General features: G+C 42.7%; 10 protein-coding genes. All 10 read left to right on the top strand.

Going from position 1 to position 18,050, the window contains the following annotated elements:
* Nucleotides 1-11: 11 nt before the first annotated feature.
* The 10 genes from AC50YO_RS08785 to AC50YO_RS08740 all read left to right on the top strand — a co-directional run bounded on the left by AC50YO_RS08785 (nucleotide 12) and on the right by AC50YO_RS08740 (nucleotide 17,508).
* The gene (locus AC50YO_RS08785) at nucleotides 12-1,880 is read left to right on the top strand and encodes a hypothetical protein (RefSeq protein ID WP_494846133.1); all 1,869 of its coding nucleotides are present in this window, start codon (nucleotides 12-14) and stop codon (nucleotides 1,878-1,880) included.
* Between the two features lie 17 nt (nucleotides 1,881-1,897).
* Complete coding sequence (locus AC50YO_RS08780) at nucleotides 1,898-3,823, top strand: hypothetical protein (RefSeq protein WP_494846130.1); 1,926 nt, start codon at nucleotides 1,898-1,900, stop codon at nucleotides 3,821-3,823.
* A 45-nt stretch (nucleotides 3,824-3,868) separates the two neighbouring features.
* Nucleotides 3,869-5,431: a hypothetical protein gene (locus AC50YO_RS08775; protein WP_494846127.1), complete on the top strand. Its 1,563-nt coding sequence runs from the start codon at nucleotides 3,869-3,871 to the stop codon at nucleotides 5,429-5,431.
* A gap of 13 nt (nucleotides 5,432-5,444) precedes the next feature.
* The gene (locus AC50YO_RS08770; protein ID WP_494846123.1) at nucleotides 5,445-5,933 is read left to right on the top strand and encodes a hypothetical protein; all 489 of its coding nucleotides are present in this window, start codon (nucleotides 5,445-5,447) and stop codon (nucleotides 5,931-5,933) included.
* 585 nt (nucleotides 5,934-6,518) lie between these two features.
* The gene (locus tag AC50YO_RS08765) at nucleotides 6,519-6,749 is read left to right on the top strand and encodes a hypothetical protein (RefSeq protein ID WP_494846121.1); all 231 of its coding nucleotides are present in this window, start codon (nucleotides 6,519-6,521) and stop codon (nucleotides 6,747-6,749) included.
* A 165-nt stretch (nucleotides 6,750-6,914) separates the two neighbouring features.
* Complete coding sequence (locus tag AC50YO_RS08760; RefSeq protein ID WP_494846119.1) at nucleotides 6,915-7,160, top strand: Imm59 family immunity protein; 246 nt, start codon at nucleotides 6,915-6,917, stop codon at nucleotides 7,158-7,160.
* Nucleotides 7,161-7,828: 668 nt separating this feature from the next.
* On the top strand, nucleotides 7,829-8,947 hold the full coding sequence (locus AC50YO_RS08755) for a copper amine oxidase N-terminal domain-containing protein (protein WP_494846116.1): 1,119 nt from the start codon (nucleotides 7,829-7,831) through the stop codon (nucleotides 8,945-8,947).
* 372 nt (nucleotides 8,948-9,319) lie between these two features.
* Nucleotides 9,320-10,465 (top strand): copper amine oxidase N-terminal domain-containing protein, encoded by a 1,146-nt coding sequence (locus tag AC50YO_RS08750; protein WP_494846112.1) that lies wholly within the window; start codon nucleotides 9,320-9,322, stop codon nucleotides 10,463-10,465.
* A gap of 340 nt (nucleotides 10,466-10,805) precedes the next feature.
* Nucleotides 10,806-16,514, top strand: coding sequence for a glycine rich domain-containing protein (locus AC50YO_RS08745; protein ID WP_494846109.1), 5,709 nt, complete (start codon nucleotides 10,806-10,808; stop codon nucleotides 16,512-16,514).
* 127 nt (nucleotides 16,515-16,641) lie between these two features.
* Nucleotides 16,642-17,508, top strand: coding sequence for an S-layer homology domain-containing protein (locus tag AC50YO_RS08740; RefSeq protein WP_494846105.1), 867 nt, complete (start codon nucleotides 16,642-16,644; stop codon nucleotides 17,506-17,508).
* Nucleotides 17,509-18,050: the final 542 nt, after the last annotated feature.

Genomic DNA, 18,050 nt, shown 5'->3' with positions numbered 1-18,050 from the left:
AGAGTCGTAGTATGGCATTTCAGACAGACGTAAATTCAACGCTGGAGATCAATGGAGAGCTGTTCTTCATAGGGGAACATCCGCATGCACCAGGGGTTCCCTATGGACAGGAGGGCCGCCAAGGCACCGTATATTTACTCCATTCCGAGGATAGGCGCCAAAAGAAGGCTTTAAAGGTGTTTCGCTCCAAGCTTATTAATCCATCAACGGTCCATCTTTCCTCTCAAATAAGCAAATTTTCAGCTATGGACGGTCTGGCGGCTTGCGAACGGAAGACGATTACGCCACATAATAATCCGGAATTGCTAGCCAAAGAGCCTGATCTCCTCTATGCCGTTATTATGCCTTGGATTGACGGACCTACGTGGATGGATATGGTATTGAATAAACAACAGCTGACCCGCAGACAAAGCTATACAGCTGCGTTTGCCTTGGCGGAGATATTAGTCACAATGGAGCAGCGCGGTCTCGCGCATTGCGATCTATCCGGTCCCAATCTGATCATGCCGATGTTCAGTGAAGGACGCAATCCGGTTAAGTCCTCCAATTTCGTGCAATTGATCGACTTGGAGCAGATGTTCTCTATCCAATTCGAGAGACCAGAATATTTGCCGACAGGCTCGCCCGGCTATGCGCCGAAATATGTGAATGCCCAGATGTGGAATGCGCAATCCGATCGCTTCGCAGGAGCGGTCATTCTTATGGAGATCCTCGTTTCTTGTACAAGCGCCTTTACAGAGCAGGCTTGGGGAGAGAGCTACTTCGATCCGGGTGAGCTTCAGACCTTCTGCGAGCGTTATGACCAGCTTCTTCAAGCGGTTAAGCCGTTATGGGGAGATGGCATTGCTGCTCTCATCCAGCGTACATGGGAAAGTGATGAGCTGAGCCAGTGCCCTACCTTTGGAGAATGGCTGCTCGAGCTGTCCAAGGTAGATCACGCTTTCTTGCGGGAGGATGCTACTGTCTCTATGGCAGGAAGGGCTCCCGTGCAAGATCGGAAAGAATCTCCAGCCCCTGCTGCACCGCCAGCCCCTCCTGTGTTAAGCTCTTCGGCACGGCGTGAAGCTGCGGCTGCCTCCCAGCCGGCGGGCCGTTCATCTTCAGCGCCACCAGCACCAGCGCCGAATCAGTCGGAGCCGGTAAATCCAGCGCGTTATAACAAGCTGATGGTCAAAGCCCGAGACTATGAGAGCAAAGGAAATTACGTCAAGGCAATCGAGACTTATCAATCCATGCAGGCGATGAATCTGCATATAAGCATAGCTAAAGAAATTGAAATTGCGTTAGAGCATTGCCAGAAGCAATTGCATGAGCGGAATCGGACTAAGAGCAAGGAAGCCTCCGGGAAGCTTATGAAAAAATTGCTGCAAATTGTTATTACGATTGCGGTAATAGCTGGCCTTGGATTAGGCGGCTATTATGGCTATAACTATTTGAGCGGCTTGGCTAAGGCAGGACCGGTTCCGACGAAAGCGCAGAAAAAAGCTGAAAATCAAGAAATTGAGGCGTTAAAGAAAGAGCTGGCAGCGCGGGATAATACAATCAAGGCGCTTACCGATGAAGTGACGGAGCTGAGAAAGCCGCTATGGCAGCGCAGTGATGAGCTTATCCAACAGTTGAACAGCGACTATGACAAAATCAAGGAGCTGGCAGCTATTGAGCCAAGCGAAGACCCTAATCTGCATCAGAAAATATTTGAAGCAACAGATGTGTATGTGAAGCATGTCGATCGTTATTACAGGAATGCCTACAATTTGGACGAATCCATCTTGCAGCAGATCAATGTTGTCGAAGGCTATTACTTCCCTTTCATTTATAACAAGAATAGAAATGCACAGCTGAATTTCAAATTCTTAACTGACTACAAAGACAAGTTTTAATTGGGAGGACCACACTTATGATATACGGCGCATCAATGGGACCATTTATTAAAAAAGCACTAGCAGGAAGAGGCTTCCAGACAAACAGCTCCAAATTAATCGAATTGCTGCCGCTCGACCCGTCCATATCCAATATGGATGCAGTTATTCTGGGCCCAAAAGATATGAGCGGATCGAAAGGCCAACTGCTGAACGATGCTATTCTGGACAGGCATCCTTCTGTTGGGGTCGTCTATTTCTATAATAAAGATTCACAAGCGCAGTTAATTGAGGGAGATGTGCTCAAAATCCAAACCAATAAGCTGACTCCGGAGCAAGTAGAGGACGCGGTTTATACGGTGACTGAGGGCAAGGCCATTAGTGAAGATAAGCGCATGTTCGAATCAGCAGATGTGAGAGGTTATTTGGACGCTGATGATGAAGAGGAAGCAGGCGTTGAAGCAGAAATTATAGAAGCATCAGAGCCTCCATCGGAGCCTGCTATTATCCAGCAGGCGCGAGCTGAAGTATCCGCAGGGCTAGAGCAGCGCGTAGCCAAGCTGGGTGAATTCACTGACTTTGACTACTTGAAGAAGTCCCTTCAAAAGGAACGGATTCAAAGTGAGCTAAGCATTCAGAACACGGAGTATGCGGAAGTAGTGAACATGCTAGAGGAGCTTGATTCCCAGATTGTGAAGGTATTTAAGGATTCCTCAATTCCTCCTGATATGCGATTCGAGAAGCTGAAGCAGATCGGGGTCAGCCGTGCTGCGTACAAAGGGCTAGAGAACGGCCTTATCGTAGACAAGCTCACCTCTGTTATGGAGTCGGTTGTGTTGTCTGCGGAAGAAGCTGTTGATGCGCGTATTCATCAGATGAGGGAAGCACTCGATACCATTTCATCGACTAGGCTACTCTATGAGGATCACGGTAAGCTGCAGGAGCTTATCGACGCTAGGCTTGCTGTGCAGATGGATCTAATGGAGCTATCCAAAGAGATTATCGAAATGTACCAAGCGATGGATTTGAGCGTGAATGAGCTTATCGATCATTTTCAAGATAAGGGGCCTTCCAACTATACGTATGTGAATGAACTAATGGGACCAATCAAGCCTTTATTCATTCCGCAAAATATGGCTGCGATGACGAGCAGGCTGCTGTCGGACCTTAATAAGAATAAATTAACCTTCTCCATTATTGAAGAAAAAGTGAAGAGCGTCATTAATCTGGTGTTCAAGCTATGTGAGGAGGATGCGACGATTATCGCTTATCAGCAGAAGCTGATTAAGCTGCTGCAAGCTCAACGAGTAGAAGATGTGGTCATCGTCGATCATGTAATTAAAAATTCCCTCCGACTATTCGTAGGTCCTTCGGATACGGGAAGAACGGCTACAGCTCTGACTTGGTCAGGCGTAGTCTCTCGGAGACAGAATACATTGCTGCTCGACCTTACCGGCCAATCAAAGCTGGGCCAATATGGTGTAGAGCCTGTTCAATTAGAAGAGTTTCTGGAGCAGCGCCTAGAGAGATCCTTCTTATGTGTAGTCGGAAGCTTGGACAGGCCGGGTGATCAAGTTCATGAAATTGTGGCAGAGCTTAAGCAACGATTGAATTACTATGCGCATATTCATGTTTTGCTCGATGCCTCTCAGACAGAACTGATTGGGCAGCTTGCTCCATCCGCATTATCCATTCATTTTATTTCGGATTGCTCGCCTCGTGGAACAGAGCTGCTGCGGCCAGCTGTTGAAGCGTTCCAAGAACAAAATATCGCACAGAAGGTCATACTGATTGATCCGCCTGTGGACCCGATCAGACTGGTGAATGATCTTGCTATTAACCCTTTGCTGGCAAAGGTTATTGTTCTGCCACGGCTGAAGTATATTCGTGCATGCTCGCTGAACCGTATGAAGCCTTATGAGAGCAAGGAAGTAGAGGAAGTATTCGAAGAGGCGTTCAGGTAATAGAGAAGCAGGCAGCTATCTTGAAGAGGTAGGATGTGGTTTACCTTGTCAATTATTCGTATTGATCTGAATGCTGTGGAGGCTTACAAGCCCAAGCTGAGTCAGCAGGTACAGAAGGGCACGCAGCTCACGGGCAGATATCGGTCGACGATGTACCAAGTAGAAGGAGCAATCAGTGCCCGTAGAAATATCCGATCGCGATTGGAACGGAGCGGGCAACGCATTCAAGAGGTAGATCGGAAGCTGCAAGAGCTGAAGACCTTCCTCTATGGCGCACAGGCTGAGCATAACGGGCTAGAGAATACGCTGTCTCAGCAGGCACAAGCGCTGCGCTCCCAACTACAGGCGAAGCAGGTCTATCCACTCGGCTATGGTCCGGGATATAATAAGGAACAAATGGTTTGTTATGCAGGCAATGCTTTTAACGTTTCTACTGGAGAGACAACGAAAAAAGCTACCTACTGGGAGTCATTCGTGGATTCCTTAGGAGTAGGCTGGAAAGCCATAACAGATGAAAGCAAAGCGGCGGCAGATGGTTTTGTAAAGTCTATGACAAGCCTATACGAGATCGGCGAGGATATGGTCGCGGCCCATAAAGACAGAGCAGCGAAATCTAATGACTCGGTGTATGGTTTTTTCAACAATATGACCTTCGGTCTATTGGACGGAATAGGTGGAATGTGGTCTGCTGCAGAAGATCGGAATAATAAGAAGTTTGATTCCTTCTACGATTTCTCGAATTATATAACCAGTGGACTGGTCGGAACGGTAAAAGGAGCCTTTGCACCAGATGACCCTGGCTCTAAGGAGCATTGGTTGAATGTGCTAGGGATCGGCAGCATGTTCCTCCCGGCGCTGAAGGCTGTGCCAAACACGGTTCCGAAGGTTCCGAAGCCGGGGAAGGTTCCTGATGGCGGTGGGGTGAATGGTCCAAGACCGCTAACTTATAATCGAGACCAAATATTAAGAAACATCGAAGAAAGTAGAAAAGCTCGTGAAGCTTCCAATTTTAATGTTTATTTACAGAAGGAAAAGGATTTTCTTGAGAAGTTGAAAGAGGGGCCGAGTGATTTTAAACCTTATACTGCTGAGATGAGAAAACATATTATTATGCCAGAGGATGGATTTCAAGCTTTTCTTGAGAGGGAATATATTGAAATAAGAAAATCAGGTATTGACGATATTAAAAATGTAGCAAAGAATACAGGATTAACAGAAGAACAGATATTAAAAATGAAAAAGCATTTGTTCTTAGATACTAAACCGTTATCTTTAGAGGGTAAACCATATAAAGAATTATATTTTCAAGCTGATCCAGATATTGCATATGCATGGCAGAAGGCTCAAAAGGGAGAACTTAATGATGCAGAAAAGGAATGGTTTAGGAAACTAGCAAATCATGAGATTAAAGAAAAAGAATATATGGATGGTGGTATGCCATTAAGGGATAGTTCAACATGGAATGCAGAAAAAGATACATTTGATGTTGTTCCGGAGAAAAATGCACATGATAAAGCGGATATAACAGATCCAAATCCCCCACCGTTTCCTGGTTATGATGCTTCTAAGGATTTTAATAAACATTTTGATAAAGATATCGAATACTAAAGAGGTGAACGAAGTGTATTTTGAGAGTGCAAAATTAAAAATAAGCAATATACATTGGGATAATATAGGAACAACTTCGACTGATGAAGATTCTAAATTAGGTTATGAGTTTTTAAGAAGATTAGCTCTTTTTTTTAAAGAGGAACAGCTAAAACCCCTACCGCCAGCTTTTACAAATATAGCGAAATTACTTGGTGACGATGAGGATGAAATAGAGATTTCAATGTATTGTAATTCAGAAGCAGTAAAGTTTTTAAATAAAAATTTATATATACAAAGAATATTTGAGTATTATTTACAGCTAGCTAAGTATGCAGACAAATCACCAGTTGGACATAAATACTTAAATATTTATGAACTCTTAATAAAAGTTTTTGAAAGAGGTGGCTCATTTTCTATTAAGCCGCTTGCATTAGATATAACGAATGTTGCTCATTTCCCTTTAAATCAATGGTATACTAGGTTTTTGGAAAAAGAACCGATTGATATTAAACACCTTTAATCTTTGAATACGAAAAATTCAAATAATCTAAAAGGCATACTATGAACCGTTGAGTGTATATCACAATTGTAAATATTTGAATGATAATTCTAAGTTGACAATAATTCTATGTAGTCAGCCATAAAACCACATCCCCAATAACGCCACAATGCAAGCTAGAGCCGTATTGTGGTTTCTTTTTTATCCGCCTTCATTATCCAAATGATTCACTTTTACAAGCGGCGGCTTTTCAAAATATCCACCCAGTGTTGAATGAATTTATCATTCAACCGATAACACAGTTAACCCATGTAATACCGATACGAAGATATCGTCATTTTGCTTGTACGCACATCGAGGATTCATTTGTCGACTATAGTATAAACAGGTTAATTATTGTAAGTACCAACAAAATTAATCTGTTTTTTGGTATGTTCACTTTTCGCGTGCAAGCTGTAGTAGAGTTATTAAGTGATCATAAAATTATTCAAATACTTATAATCCACTGGCTATGGTCCGGGATATAATAAGGAACTGCCGTGCAGGCAATGCTTTTAATCTTTCTACTGGAGAGACAACGAAAAAAGTTACCTACGGGAATCATTCGTGGATTCCTTAGGAGTGGGCTGGAAAGCCATAACAGATGAAAGCAAAGCGGCGGCAGATGGTTTTGTAAAGTCTATGACAAGCTTATACGAGATCGGTGAGGATATGGTCAATGCCTATAAGGACAGAGCAGCGAAGTCGGATGACTCTGTACGGCTTTTTCAATCATATGACCTTCGGTCTATTGGACGGAATAGGTGGAATCTGGTCTGCTGCAGAAGATCGGAATAATAAGAAGTTTGATTCCTTTTACGATTTCTCGAACTATATAGGGGGAGGAATTCAATATGAACTTTCATTACCTGTGGAGTGGCTTTAAGGGTTAGGTCTGTTGAAAGAAATTAAGTTATTTTTTGAATTATTGTATATAAATTCATATTAATAGGAGGTTATATAATGACAGGACAAGAAGCAAAGGAAATAATCGAAAACGAAATGTTAAAGCGCTTCAATTGGTTTGAGGATCACCTACTAAGAGAAAATGAGGTAGGAATTAAAATTGATGGTGATCAATGGATCGTATATGTTACGGATGAAAGGGCTAGTGTAGTTAGTGGCTCTGTTACAAAGTTTGATAATGAAAACGATGCTTTAGAAAATTTTATAAAAAGATTAAGAACAGATAAAATATTATTTAATTAATTAAAAGTCAACAAATTATCCTTAAATATTTTGCTGAGGATAACCATTGTAAAGTAAGTAGTATTGTGATTACCTTAATGAAATAGACAGATATTACGAAGTTGAATTAACTAGAAAGATAAAGGTTTTATTGTTGTATTCACAAGAAGGTTGAATAGTGTACGCTCAATAATGAAATATATTTTATAAAAAAGTTAACTATGGTTATATATACATAATTGATCTTTTTTATGCTTAAAGCAATTATTAATTAAAATTAAACGAATCGTATGGAAGTTTATGAGATTGAATTTAAAATTATAAATAGAATACATGAAAGCTCTATCTTACCTGAATATGAGTAGGCTTGAGCTTTTTTTCCTATGTAAAATACGCTAATGTCATAATACAAAAGTTGATTTTGATTCCTAGTATAGTGTTTTAGTGATTAGCAAACAGAAATGGATCGTAGCATTGGTTTCTACGATATCTATCATGAAGAACTAAAGATGTCTTGAAAAACTGAGGAAAAGGAAGGCGTTATTAGATAGAGGCTAGTAAGCCTATTCCTTATTTCTTTGCAATTTTATATTTATTAAAACTGAAATATTTGTTGAATCTGGATGAGGGATGGCTAGAGTCTAATTGAATATGTCAGAGTTACAACAAATGAAAAATAGTCCTGTTTTTTGCTAGTCACGATCGCGATTATTCTGGGAGGAACATCAACTGCAGCTGTACAGGCTAAGCCCGGTAAGGATCTTCGGGTCATTCCCGTGATTGTGAATGGTTATAAAATTAAATTTCCAGATACAGAACCATATATGAACACGGACGGTCGTACGATGGTTCCCGTTCGTTTTGTCAGTGAGAAGCTGGGGGCAAAGGTCAAATGGGAAGATGCCACACAGACCGTAACCATGAAATATGGGTCAAAAGAAATTCGCATGACAATTGGCTCGAAGAGAGTAGCGGTTAACGGGGAAATAACAGAGTTGGATACAGTAGCAGAGATGTACGAAGGACGTACGATGGTTCCACTTCGATTCGTAAGTGAGGTCCTTGATTCCAAGGTAACGTGGGACGAAGGGGCGCATGCTGTGCGGGTAACGGATGCTAAATATCAGGCCAAAATTGATTCAGGCCAAGTCGAACTCGATCCTTGGGGGCGTCAATATAGCAAAAACTATGATGGCGGTTGGATGAAGCTTTCGGACTTAGAGAATACCAAATACTACAAAAAAAATCCGATTTCCTCTGATAATAGGAAGTATGTAACTGAGACTATTACTTGGGATTTCAAGAAATATGGAGATCAATGGGCGGAGCATATCCGTCAATATTATGCTCTTCAATTAAACGTAGATTACCGTACAATTAATCAGAGTAAGTTTGTAGAATCCATGTTACCTCATCTAGCAGTGTATAGTGTAGCCAATATCGAGACTTCAAGAAAGATTTTAAGAAAATATGTTGCGTGGGTGAAAGAAAACAAAGTTATTTCTCGGGGATACGCAGATCCGGAAGTATCTCAAGTGGAGGATTATCTCGACGGCAGAATTTCTATTCCGGTACATTTTAAGTTTATGATTATTTCCGCGAAGGATACGTCTCAAACATTCTTAGACAACTGGGATGTTTCCACCTCATCTGACTCTTTTCAGCTTAAAAAGAACGTTTGGTACGATGGTTATTCTGGTGTGATTATGGACACAAACCATGCAAACTTAAAGTATAGGGCTTATGTGATTGCAAGTATGGAAAATATGTTTATGAAAGGCCAGTATTTCTATGATGCAATTAATTAAGAAGAGAAAGGAAAGCGGAGACAGCAGCTTATTACAAGTGTTATTGATTAATTTAGAAATTTGGTTTGTGAAGTGGAATTACTTTTAAGACTAGTATAAAAATTAATTTAGTTAGGCAGAGGCTAGATAGCCTTTGCCTTTTTTATCGTAAATTTAATGAAAAGTGGGAGGGATAGTGAAAAACACTTGTTGTATCTGTAAGGGGAATAACTAGAGCCTATTTGAATATGTCAGAGTTACAACAAATGATAAAATAGTCCTGTTTTTTGTAGAAAAATGATTTTATACATAGGGAATATATGCTAAATTTATTCTAGGGATTTATTTCTAATCCAAAGATGAAAAAGGTACATATAAAAGGAGAAGATAAAATTGTTCAGAAAAACAATAGCGGCGCTAGTCACGATCGCGATTATTCTCGGAGGAACATCAACTGCAGCTGTACAGGCTAAGCCTGGGAAGGATCTTCGTGTAATTCCCGTGATTGTGAATGGTTATAAAATTAAATTTCCAGATACAGAACCATATATGAACACGGACGGTCGTACGATGGTTCCCGTTCGTTTTGTTAGTGAGAAGCTAGGGGCGAAGGTGAAGTGGGAAGATGCTACAGAGACCGTAACCATGAAATATGGGTCAAAAGAAATTCGCATGACAATTGGATCGAAAAGGGTAGCGGTTAACGGGGAAATAACAGAACTGGATACAGTGGCAGAGATGTATGAAGGTCGTACGATGGTTCCGCTTCGATTCGTAAGTGAAGTCCTTGATTCCAAGGTAACGTGGGATGAAGGGGCGCATGCTGTTCGGGTAACGGATGCCAAATACCAAGCGAAGATTGATTCGGGCCAAGTTGAACTTGATCCTTGGGGTCGACAATATAGTAAAAACTATGATGACGGTTGGATGAAGTTATCTGATTTGGAATCCACAAAATTTTATAGTAGCTATGGAGATTTAAAATCAAATAACCGTTCCTACGTTACAAATACTGTTGATTGGGATTTTAAAAAATACGGTGATCAATGGGCAGAGACTATTCGCCAGTATTACGCGATTCAACTTAACGTAGATTATAGGAAAATTACAGAGAAAGAGTTCACGGATGTATATCTTAACAATATGGCAGTATATAGTGTTTATCAAATCGGCGAGCATAAGAAAATGATAAAAAATTATATTGCTTGGGTTAAAAAGAACAAAGTAATCGCTCAAGGTTATGCAGATCCTGAAATTTCTCAAGTAAGGCAGTATGAGGGGAAAAGAATAGCTATTCGCACCCATTTTAAATTTAAGATAATTTCAGCAAATGATACTTCTCAAACTTTTTTGGACAACTGGGAGGCTTCTAGCTTGTCTGAATCTTTCAAATTAAAAAAGAATGTTTGGTACGATGGCTATGGGGATATCGTTATGAATACAAACTCTGCGAACTACCTATATAAGCACTACCGTATTGAAAATCCAGAAAATATGTTTAAAAAATTTGATTATGTTTACGACCAGCTTAAAAATTAATTTAGGTAGGCAGAGGCAAGTAAGCCTTTGCCTTTCTTTCTTTTCACCCTATATTATCGAGAAAGTGGGATTTCTGGTGAAAAAATATTTATTGATTATATTAGTATACATGATCTTATTAACTGGTTTTCCTAACTGGTCTGTTCCCCAAGTGAAAGCAGCTTCTGTATCTGGAAGGGTATATGAAACTGGTGCTTGGATCGAAAATGGTAGATTTTATTTTGTAGCACCTAATAAAAAGGCATCATCTTCTATTACATACAGCACCACTCACTTTATACTAAGAAAAGATATTACTTGCTTAGGTTCACAATGTACCCCCGTAAAGGGAGGTCCAAGCATGTATATTGAAATAGACGTTCGTAAAGGTTCGTCTGATGGTACTGGTGGAGATCTTAATGAATGTAAATACATAGAGAAATATGTTGAGGGTTATTCTGGAAAGGATTTATCTTATATATCTAAAAAAACAGGATGTACCCAGCCCGGTGTAACTAACGAGGTTGTTGTATATAGATTCGAATCGCCTGATTCAGTTATAACTAACAAGATGAAGGATCATCCCGTGTTTAAGGATTACAAACAGGGGATGAGAATCTATGTAAGTACAATATTTACTGTTAAAGGTTCTTCTAATGAAGGTAAGCGCTACGAACAGTTGAGAAACGGTAATGGTAAATTAGGCATATATGATGCAGAATATTGGGCTAATAAATCATATTTTATTAATTATTATGATAATCCGATAACCTTTGATGGTTCATATCCGCTCACTCTAAAAGTTCAACATGAGGATACCAGAAAGTCGTTAAAAGACGATGAACTTATTAAAAACCCGGATCCTAAGCATCCTGATGGCTTATGGCCAGCATGGGACCCGGCAGCTAAGGTGGATTTGGATGAAACAATTAAAGATAAGGATAATAATACGTTAAAGCTTCAATGTTCTTACATAGTACGTTCAGGGGACCAAGCCCCGGTTAATTGTAATAGCTCAGGAGACTCTCCGTTGTTTGTAAGAGACGGAAAACTACTTACAAGAAAACCAGCAGTATTTATTGGCGGAACTTATGTAGTTGCCCTATACAATAAGGTGGATTGCAAATGCAAGCAAATTGCTACGATCCCAAATAAAAATAAAATCGAAGGCGATATACCTGCAGAGCAGAGCGTCATTGGCAAGCAAGTTCCGGTTCAAGTAGATGTTCAGCAGACGCCTGATGAAATAGAGAATTGGAAAAAGTGGGTGGAAGGAAAAAGCGATTTCCGTATTAAGGTTGTCTTATGGAGAAACGATCAGACAGACGTCATGTCGGGACTAGCCAATACAGGAGATAAGCCCAAATGGTCGGTAACAGGAACAATTCCCGCACCAGGGAAAAATGATTCTTCTGATAAGGGGGTAAGTGTTGAAAAAGCTGATTTACTTGCTTTTTTAGGGAATTCTAAAAAAAGCAAGCTCATTTATAATGATGACCTTACCAAATATCCAATACCTGAAGGGAAAAAGGTCAGCTTCCGCTATAATGCCTCTGTCTATATTTATGCCAAGGATGGGGGGAAGGAGCTATCAAAACAATGTACGGGAAATCCGGATTCAACCACGATGACGTGGTTTCGACCGAAAAAGCCGGTGCCCGATACAGCCGACTTCTTCACCGTTCCTAAGTATTGGTCCGAAATTAAGCAAGGCACTCCCCAAACATCAGGGACAGGAGCCAATGAAGATTTCGATGCGATGTCGGGTACACCGACAACCCGCAGCCTTTATTTCGCTTCGGGCGGTTCCGAATTTATCGTCGATGTACAAGTGGAGTATGTCCCAAAAGTAACCAAAACGCGCTCCTACCGTTCCTACTTTACGCCTGTCGTGAATGGTTGGGCCATGTCCCCCATTACGGGGTCTCCAGGTCACAACAGTACGCCTTCCAAGCCAACAGCAAGGAAGATGACAGATTCGGCTGGAGCGTCTTATGAAGAGCAAGTAACGTCAAGGTCCGGCAAGCATGTTACCAAGCCAGCCGTTCCTTGCAGTGGGAACCCTTGTACGGGGGGTTCACCGGAAGAATCGCATACCGATTATTGGTGGGTACAAGAGGGCTATGATTTCCATATGGTTGGAGGTTACGAAGATACATGGACCCAAACGGTGACGTTTGATTATATGAAAATAAACAAAGCCGTTGTCTGGAAGCTGAATCGTTCTCAGGTAAACGGAATGGCTACATTAGTAGGGACCGAAGAGGTTACTGCCTCGATTACGCAAGGCGATCCGAATATTTTCTATAATATTGCCAGCACAGATACAAGTGCTGCCGGGCGTCTGCGATATTCTCTTGAGACGGATCAACATGATACGGTCGTATGGAACGAAGGTCCATCCGATAATGCACTGGCTAACAGCAAGGCAGGGCCGGTGAAAGAACAAGAAAAGTTTGATGCGCGCAGAAAGCTGGAGACCAATGTCACAGCCGTATCGGACTTTTTAATTCTACAGACGTCCACAGGCGATCAATCTGTTCTGTACTTCGATAAGCCTTCCAATACGGCGAAGGTGACGGATCAGTTGGATGTACCGATAAGCAGTTTTGCAAAGATGTGGACGGAGAATGCCTTATCGGCAGCGAAGTGGGATGTCCGGGATACGATAAAAGTGGGCTCCTATAACGGTAATTTCGGAAGTCCTATCTCCAAATATTCTGGAGGGCCTGGCAATACGGTTACTACCATCTTTGACACAAAGCCAGCAGGCTTGAATCGTCCGAGCCGCTCTTCCGGTTATATGCGTTTGATGCAGACGGGGCTCGATGTGCCGGATACCTTACAGAATGGCGAATATATAACGGGAAGCTCAACGGTATTCTATCAAAGAATTCTGAATCGGAATCCCGACGATCTTCCGGTGGCGTATTCAACGGACACGGACGCGCTTTTCGGTGCTCCGGGACAATCATTCCATAGCGCCTATTCACCTCTCCATTCGAAGGTCAATGATGTCGTCATTCATAACCCGGTTTCGGTGCAGAATGCAATGGTATTATCGCTGCCGAGCAAATTGGATCAGCGGACGGCAGCTTCCAAAGCGCTGGGAGGGAATAAGCAACAGGGCGTAATTGAATACGAACGTCAGCTTGATCCTGATTATCGCCAGAATATATTATCCAATCCAGATGCGGAATATATTAATACCAATAAGACCGTAGCAGGCTGGAATACCTGGGTAGCTACGGGAAGCGCTTCTGCGATGACGTTCACGAGCCGAGCAGGAGATGTGTGGGTAATTGAAGGGGAAAACTCCTTCGAGGTTACTACGCCTGCCAGCTCCAGTACAACAGGGGGCTATTGGAAGGACGTCGCGATTAAACCCAATAGCGATTATCGCTTCGAGGGAGATATTAGCTGCCACAGGTGTGAAGGGTATTTCTCGCTTAACTTTTATACAAGCGATATGAAACCAATTGGCTCTGGTATTGGGGCTTCCGATGTCAATCGGAGCTCCAGCGTGCAGCACAAAACGTTTAACTTTACAAGCCCTTCGGATGCAGCTTATCTGCGCATTCATCTCATTAAAGGGAAGAACATAGATGCGTCTTTCCCTAATGATTATCTCTTCGTCGATAATTTGAAATTAATGAATATGGGGGTGCAGGAGTTCATAGCGGTAGACGGTGTCTATGTCACAACTGCCGTTGAGAATCCTGATTATAAACCTGCTGTTGAAGGCAAGTCGGATGTTTTCAACTATACAGGTAGCCTTCAAACGTTCACCGCTCCTGCGGATGGAACCTATACCCTTGAAGTGTGGGGGGCACAAGGTGGCTCAGCTGAGAACCACAGAAATAATGCCGGAGGTTATGCAAAAGGGAATATTACCTTGTCTGCGGGACAAGTATTGAACCTCTATGTCGGAGGGCAAGGTGCGAATGGCACGACAACGATTGATAGGCTGGATAGCTGTGATAAGACTGGCGGCTTCAACGGGGGTGGAATAGGCTGCGGCTCGGCTGGCTCTGGAGGAGGAGGCGCAACCGATATTCGGCTGGCGACTACAGGTAATCGGGTCCTCATAGCAGGTGGAGGTGGCGGTGATACGACGGGCAACGTATCTAATCAATCGTACGGAGGCCGCCCTGAATCCTCTGATGCCACGCAGTGGACTGGGGAAAGTGGCGATACGAGCCGCCATGTCAGCTCCTACCCGAATGATGAAGGCGGGGGTGGAGGTGGCTATTATGGTGGCCGGGTCAACCACGGTGACGATACCAAATGGTCATATGGGGGCACTTCTTGGACAGGGAGTCTGACTAACGCCTCCATGATTGCAGGCAACACGTCGATGCCTGCTCCATCAGGAGGAACACAGGTTGGACAAGCAGGTGATGGGGCAGTCAGAATTACTTCACCGCCAAGGGGACCTGTAGGCAATCCTACCGTTGAAATACAGGTTTTGGCTGGAGGCGCGGATGCGTCGATCCCTTCAGAGGCTTACAAAATAAAGGAGAACCAACTCAATCCGATGGCTCCAGATGGCGAGAAGAGACCGGGCGATTTTATATTGTTAGATCATGAATTCGAGGTGTCATTCCCCAATACAGGAGATTTTTACGGGAATGGTCAATGGGGCTGGCCTGCTACAACGAGTACAAGGGGCAAAGGCTTTATAAATGATATGGATACGAGCGAATGGACGAAAGAAAAGTACGTGAAGTTCGACTTCCATGTCATTTATAACAATAAGCTGTATCTATCCCATGAGTGGATACAACTGCCTGTTGGGGAAAAGGACTTTAAGTTTTATGCTCCATTAGCCAATAGGGAAAAGATTAGTGCGTTAGTAGAGTTCAAGAGTATTGCCAACAATGCGGTATTCGAGGATAATGATGCCCCTACCAATAAGGTTCGGTATGATACGCCTAGGCCGCATGCGGCTAAGCATAGTACGCTAAAGAGATTCAATATTGATGTGGTAGGTCGAATTGGAAACATGAGTATTGAGGATACGGGTGACTTCCGCTTCTCCAATTTATTCAAACAGCCTTTGACACCTACCCAATGGTTGATCCCGAATGTAGTGAAAAAGGTCGATCCGGCTAAGCAGAATAAAATAGTCGGCGATACGACGGATATAAGAGGGAAGACGGTAGATAGCAACACGAAGTATTTAAACACGTATGGTCTGCTGCCCCATATGCAGCAGAACCCGTTTCGGTTTCCGTTGGAGCCTGAGATGAATACTATTGCGGCCTTGCAGAAGCAGCCATTACGTTTGGGCTATAGCGTCTATACGGACGTGCAAACCATTGGAAACTATTACAGCAACCTGCAAGTGATTCCGTATTATTATCATTTGAACCTGAAATCAGGCGAAATTACGAAGGTCGATATCTACATGAAGCTAGGCAACACCTATAAGCTCATTAATAAGTTTGGAGCTGCACAACCGGGAGGAGATTCTTCTAAGGTGTATACGAACCCGGTGCGCTTAGACTGGGACGCGGAAGCGGAGCGAAGAAATGCTTCGACTGTGGAGCAGGATTTAACCAACCGAATTGCGAGCATTTTCGCGGAGTCCGGTGGAGATTCCGCTACAGGCAAAGCTGCGGAGCCGTTCGGGTCCTATGTATATGGCAGCTCACAATTTATGCAATTGACAGGAAGAAACAGGACTTTTATTGGTACAGACGCGACATATGGCAATGATAAAAATCCGGGCAATGTGCTTTCTAGTATGGAGTTTGGCATGCAGGCACAGAGATGGCATTATACGTATGCCCTTCCTTCATCAGCCGTTGCCGTAAAAGCAGGTTCGGCAATTACACAGGAAAATATCAATAAGCTGCGCACGAATACGAGCGTGATCGTCATGGCAGCTGATATTAAAGCGATAGGTGAGACATACGACCTTCAATATGAAGCACCTAATGGGAACGGGAATGCTAATATTTCGGGTACAACATGGCCATTAGGAGAAATAAAGCAGCCTGTGGTCGCGGTATTCTCAACTTCCAAATCATCAGCGGATGATTTGAACCTGTCTGGCACGCATTAATTTATCAGAAATAGAAGGGAAGAAGGGGGAGCGAGTAGGCATCCCCTTCTTTATGATGATGTGTTTAAGTTAACTAGTGAGCAGAGAACCTCTGTTCAGTAATGGTAATCAAAGGAGGACCGCGTACATGTTGAAGAGTTTAAGAGTGGCGATAGCTGGAGTTATGATCTTATCGCTGTTATCGCTCGGTACCGTCTATGGGGCAGATAAAGGGCAACCATCGAATTGGGCAAAAGCGGATGTGAATGAAATGATTAAGCAAGGCTTAGTCCCCAAAGCACTTCAAGGAGAGTATGGCAGAAAGATAACCCGCGGAGAATTCACTACCCTTGTGGAGCCTGTCCTGCATAAAATCACTGGAGCACATGAAGTGGCGCTGCATAAAGTGGTCACGGAGCAGCGATTTTCCGATTCGAATGCTGCGTCTGTCTATGAGGCTTATAACTTCGGAATTATTAACGGAGTTAATGAGGCACAGTTTCAGCCTAATCGCAATATTGATCGCAAAGAAGCGGTGGTTATGCTGGGCAATCTTTTGCACACACTGCAAATCAAAGGACTGTCCAACAAGAAGGCACCTTATATCGACTATTCGGTCATTCCTGCATGGGCGAAAGAAGCTGCGAACATAACCTACCATGCTAAGATCTTTCAAGGAAGCACTGCTGGAATGGAGCCGGATAAGCCGTATACAAGAGAGCAATCTATTGTCACTCTGAAGCGGCTGCTCGATCTCGTGAAGGACGTCGAAGGAATTTCTTACCGAGGAAAGGTTTTTGTGAAGTTTGACGCTATTGATGATATCCGTACAGGCTATCATTACATCAAGATAGGCACCCCAAAAGGAAAATCCAACTTCAATCGGCTATGGTCTTCTATCGCAAGTAACTTTCCAGGCGTCATATGGAGCAGCTCCAATGCTGAGACCGCAAAAAGCGGAGAGTTCACCATTCATACTTACGGTGATGATTATCTAATTCGAATCTCTTGGTAGAGTGGGCAAGGCAAGGATAATAAAGAACGGTTATTATGACGAGACCGGATGGTGGATGTGATGTCTTTGATTCGAATTGATTTCAATGCGGTGGAGGCTTATAAGCCCAAGCTGAGTCAGCAAGTACAGAAGTGCACGCAGCTAACGAGGTAGGAAGGGTAATGATTCGAAACCGCTACCTTATAATAGTGAGCAAAAACAGAAAAACATTGAAGAAAATAAACAAGCTCGTGAAGCCTCCAAATTTGATGTATATTTACAGAAAGAAAAGGAGCTTTGCTGAACGGTTGGCATGTGCCAGATACCCCATGATTGACCTGTTTTTTGTTATGAAAATAACACTATAGCGATTGAATTCAGGTGTTTCAAAATAGATAATAAGCCCTATATATTGTAAAAATTTGATTGGAAATATAGGTAATATATGCTAAGTTTAATGCAGTGAATTATTTTTATTAGTGATGAGATACAAACATAGGTATGGATTATCCGCATCAATACATCATAGAGTGCCACAGTCAGATTATGAAGAAGCGGTATAA

Source organism: Paenibacillus sp. J22P59 (assembly GCF_059383895.1).
The sequence above is the reverse complement of the archived record's forward strand: the minus strand, read 5'-3'. Positions and strand labels throughout refer to the sequence as shown.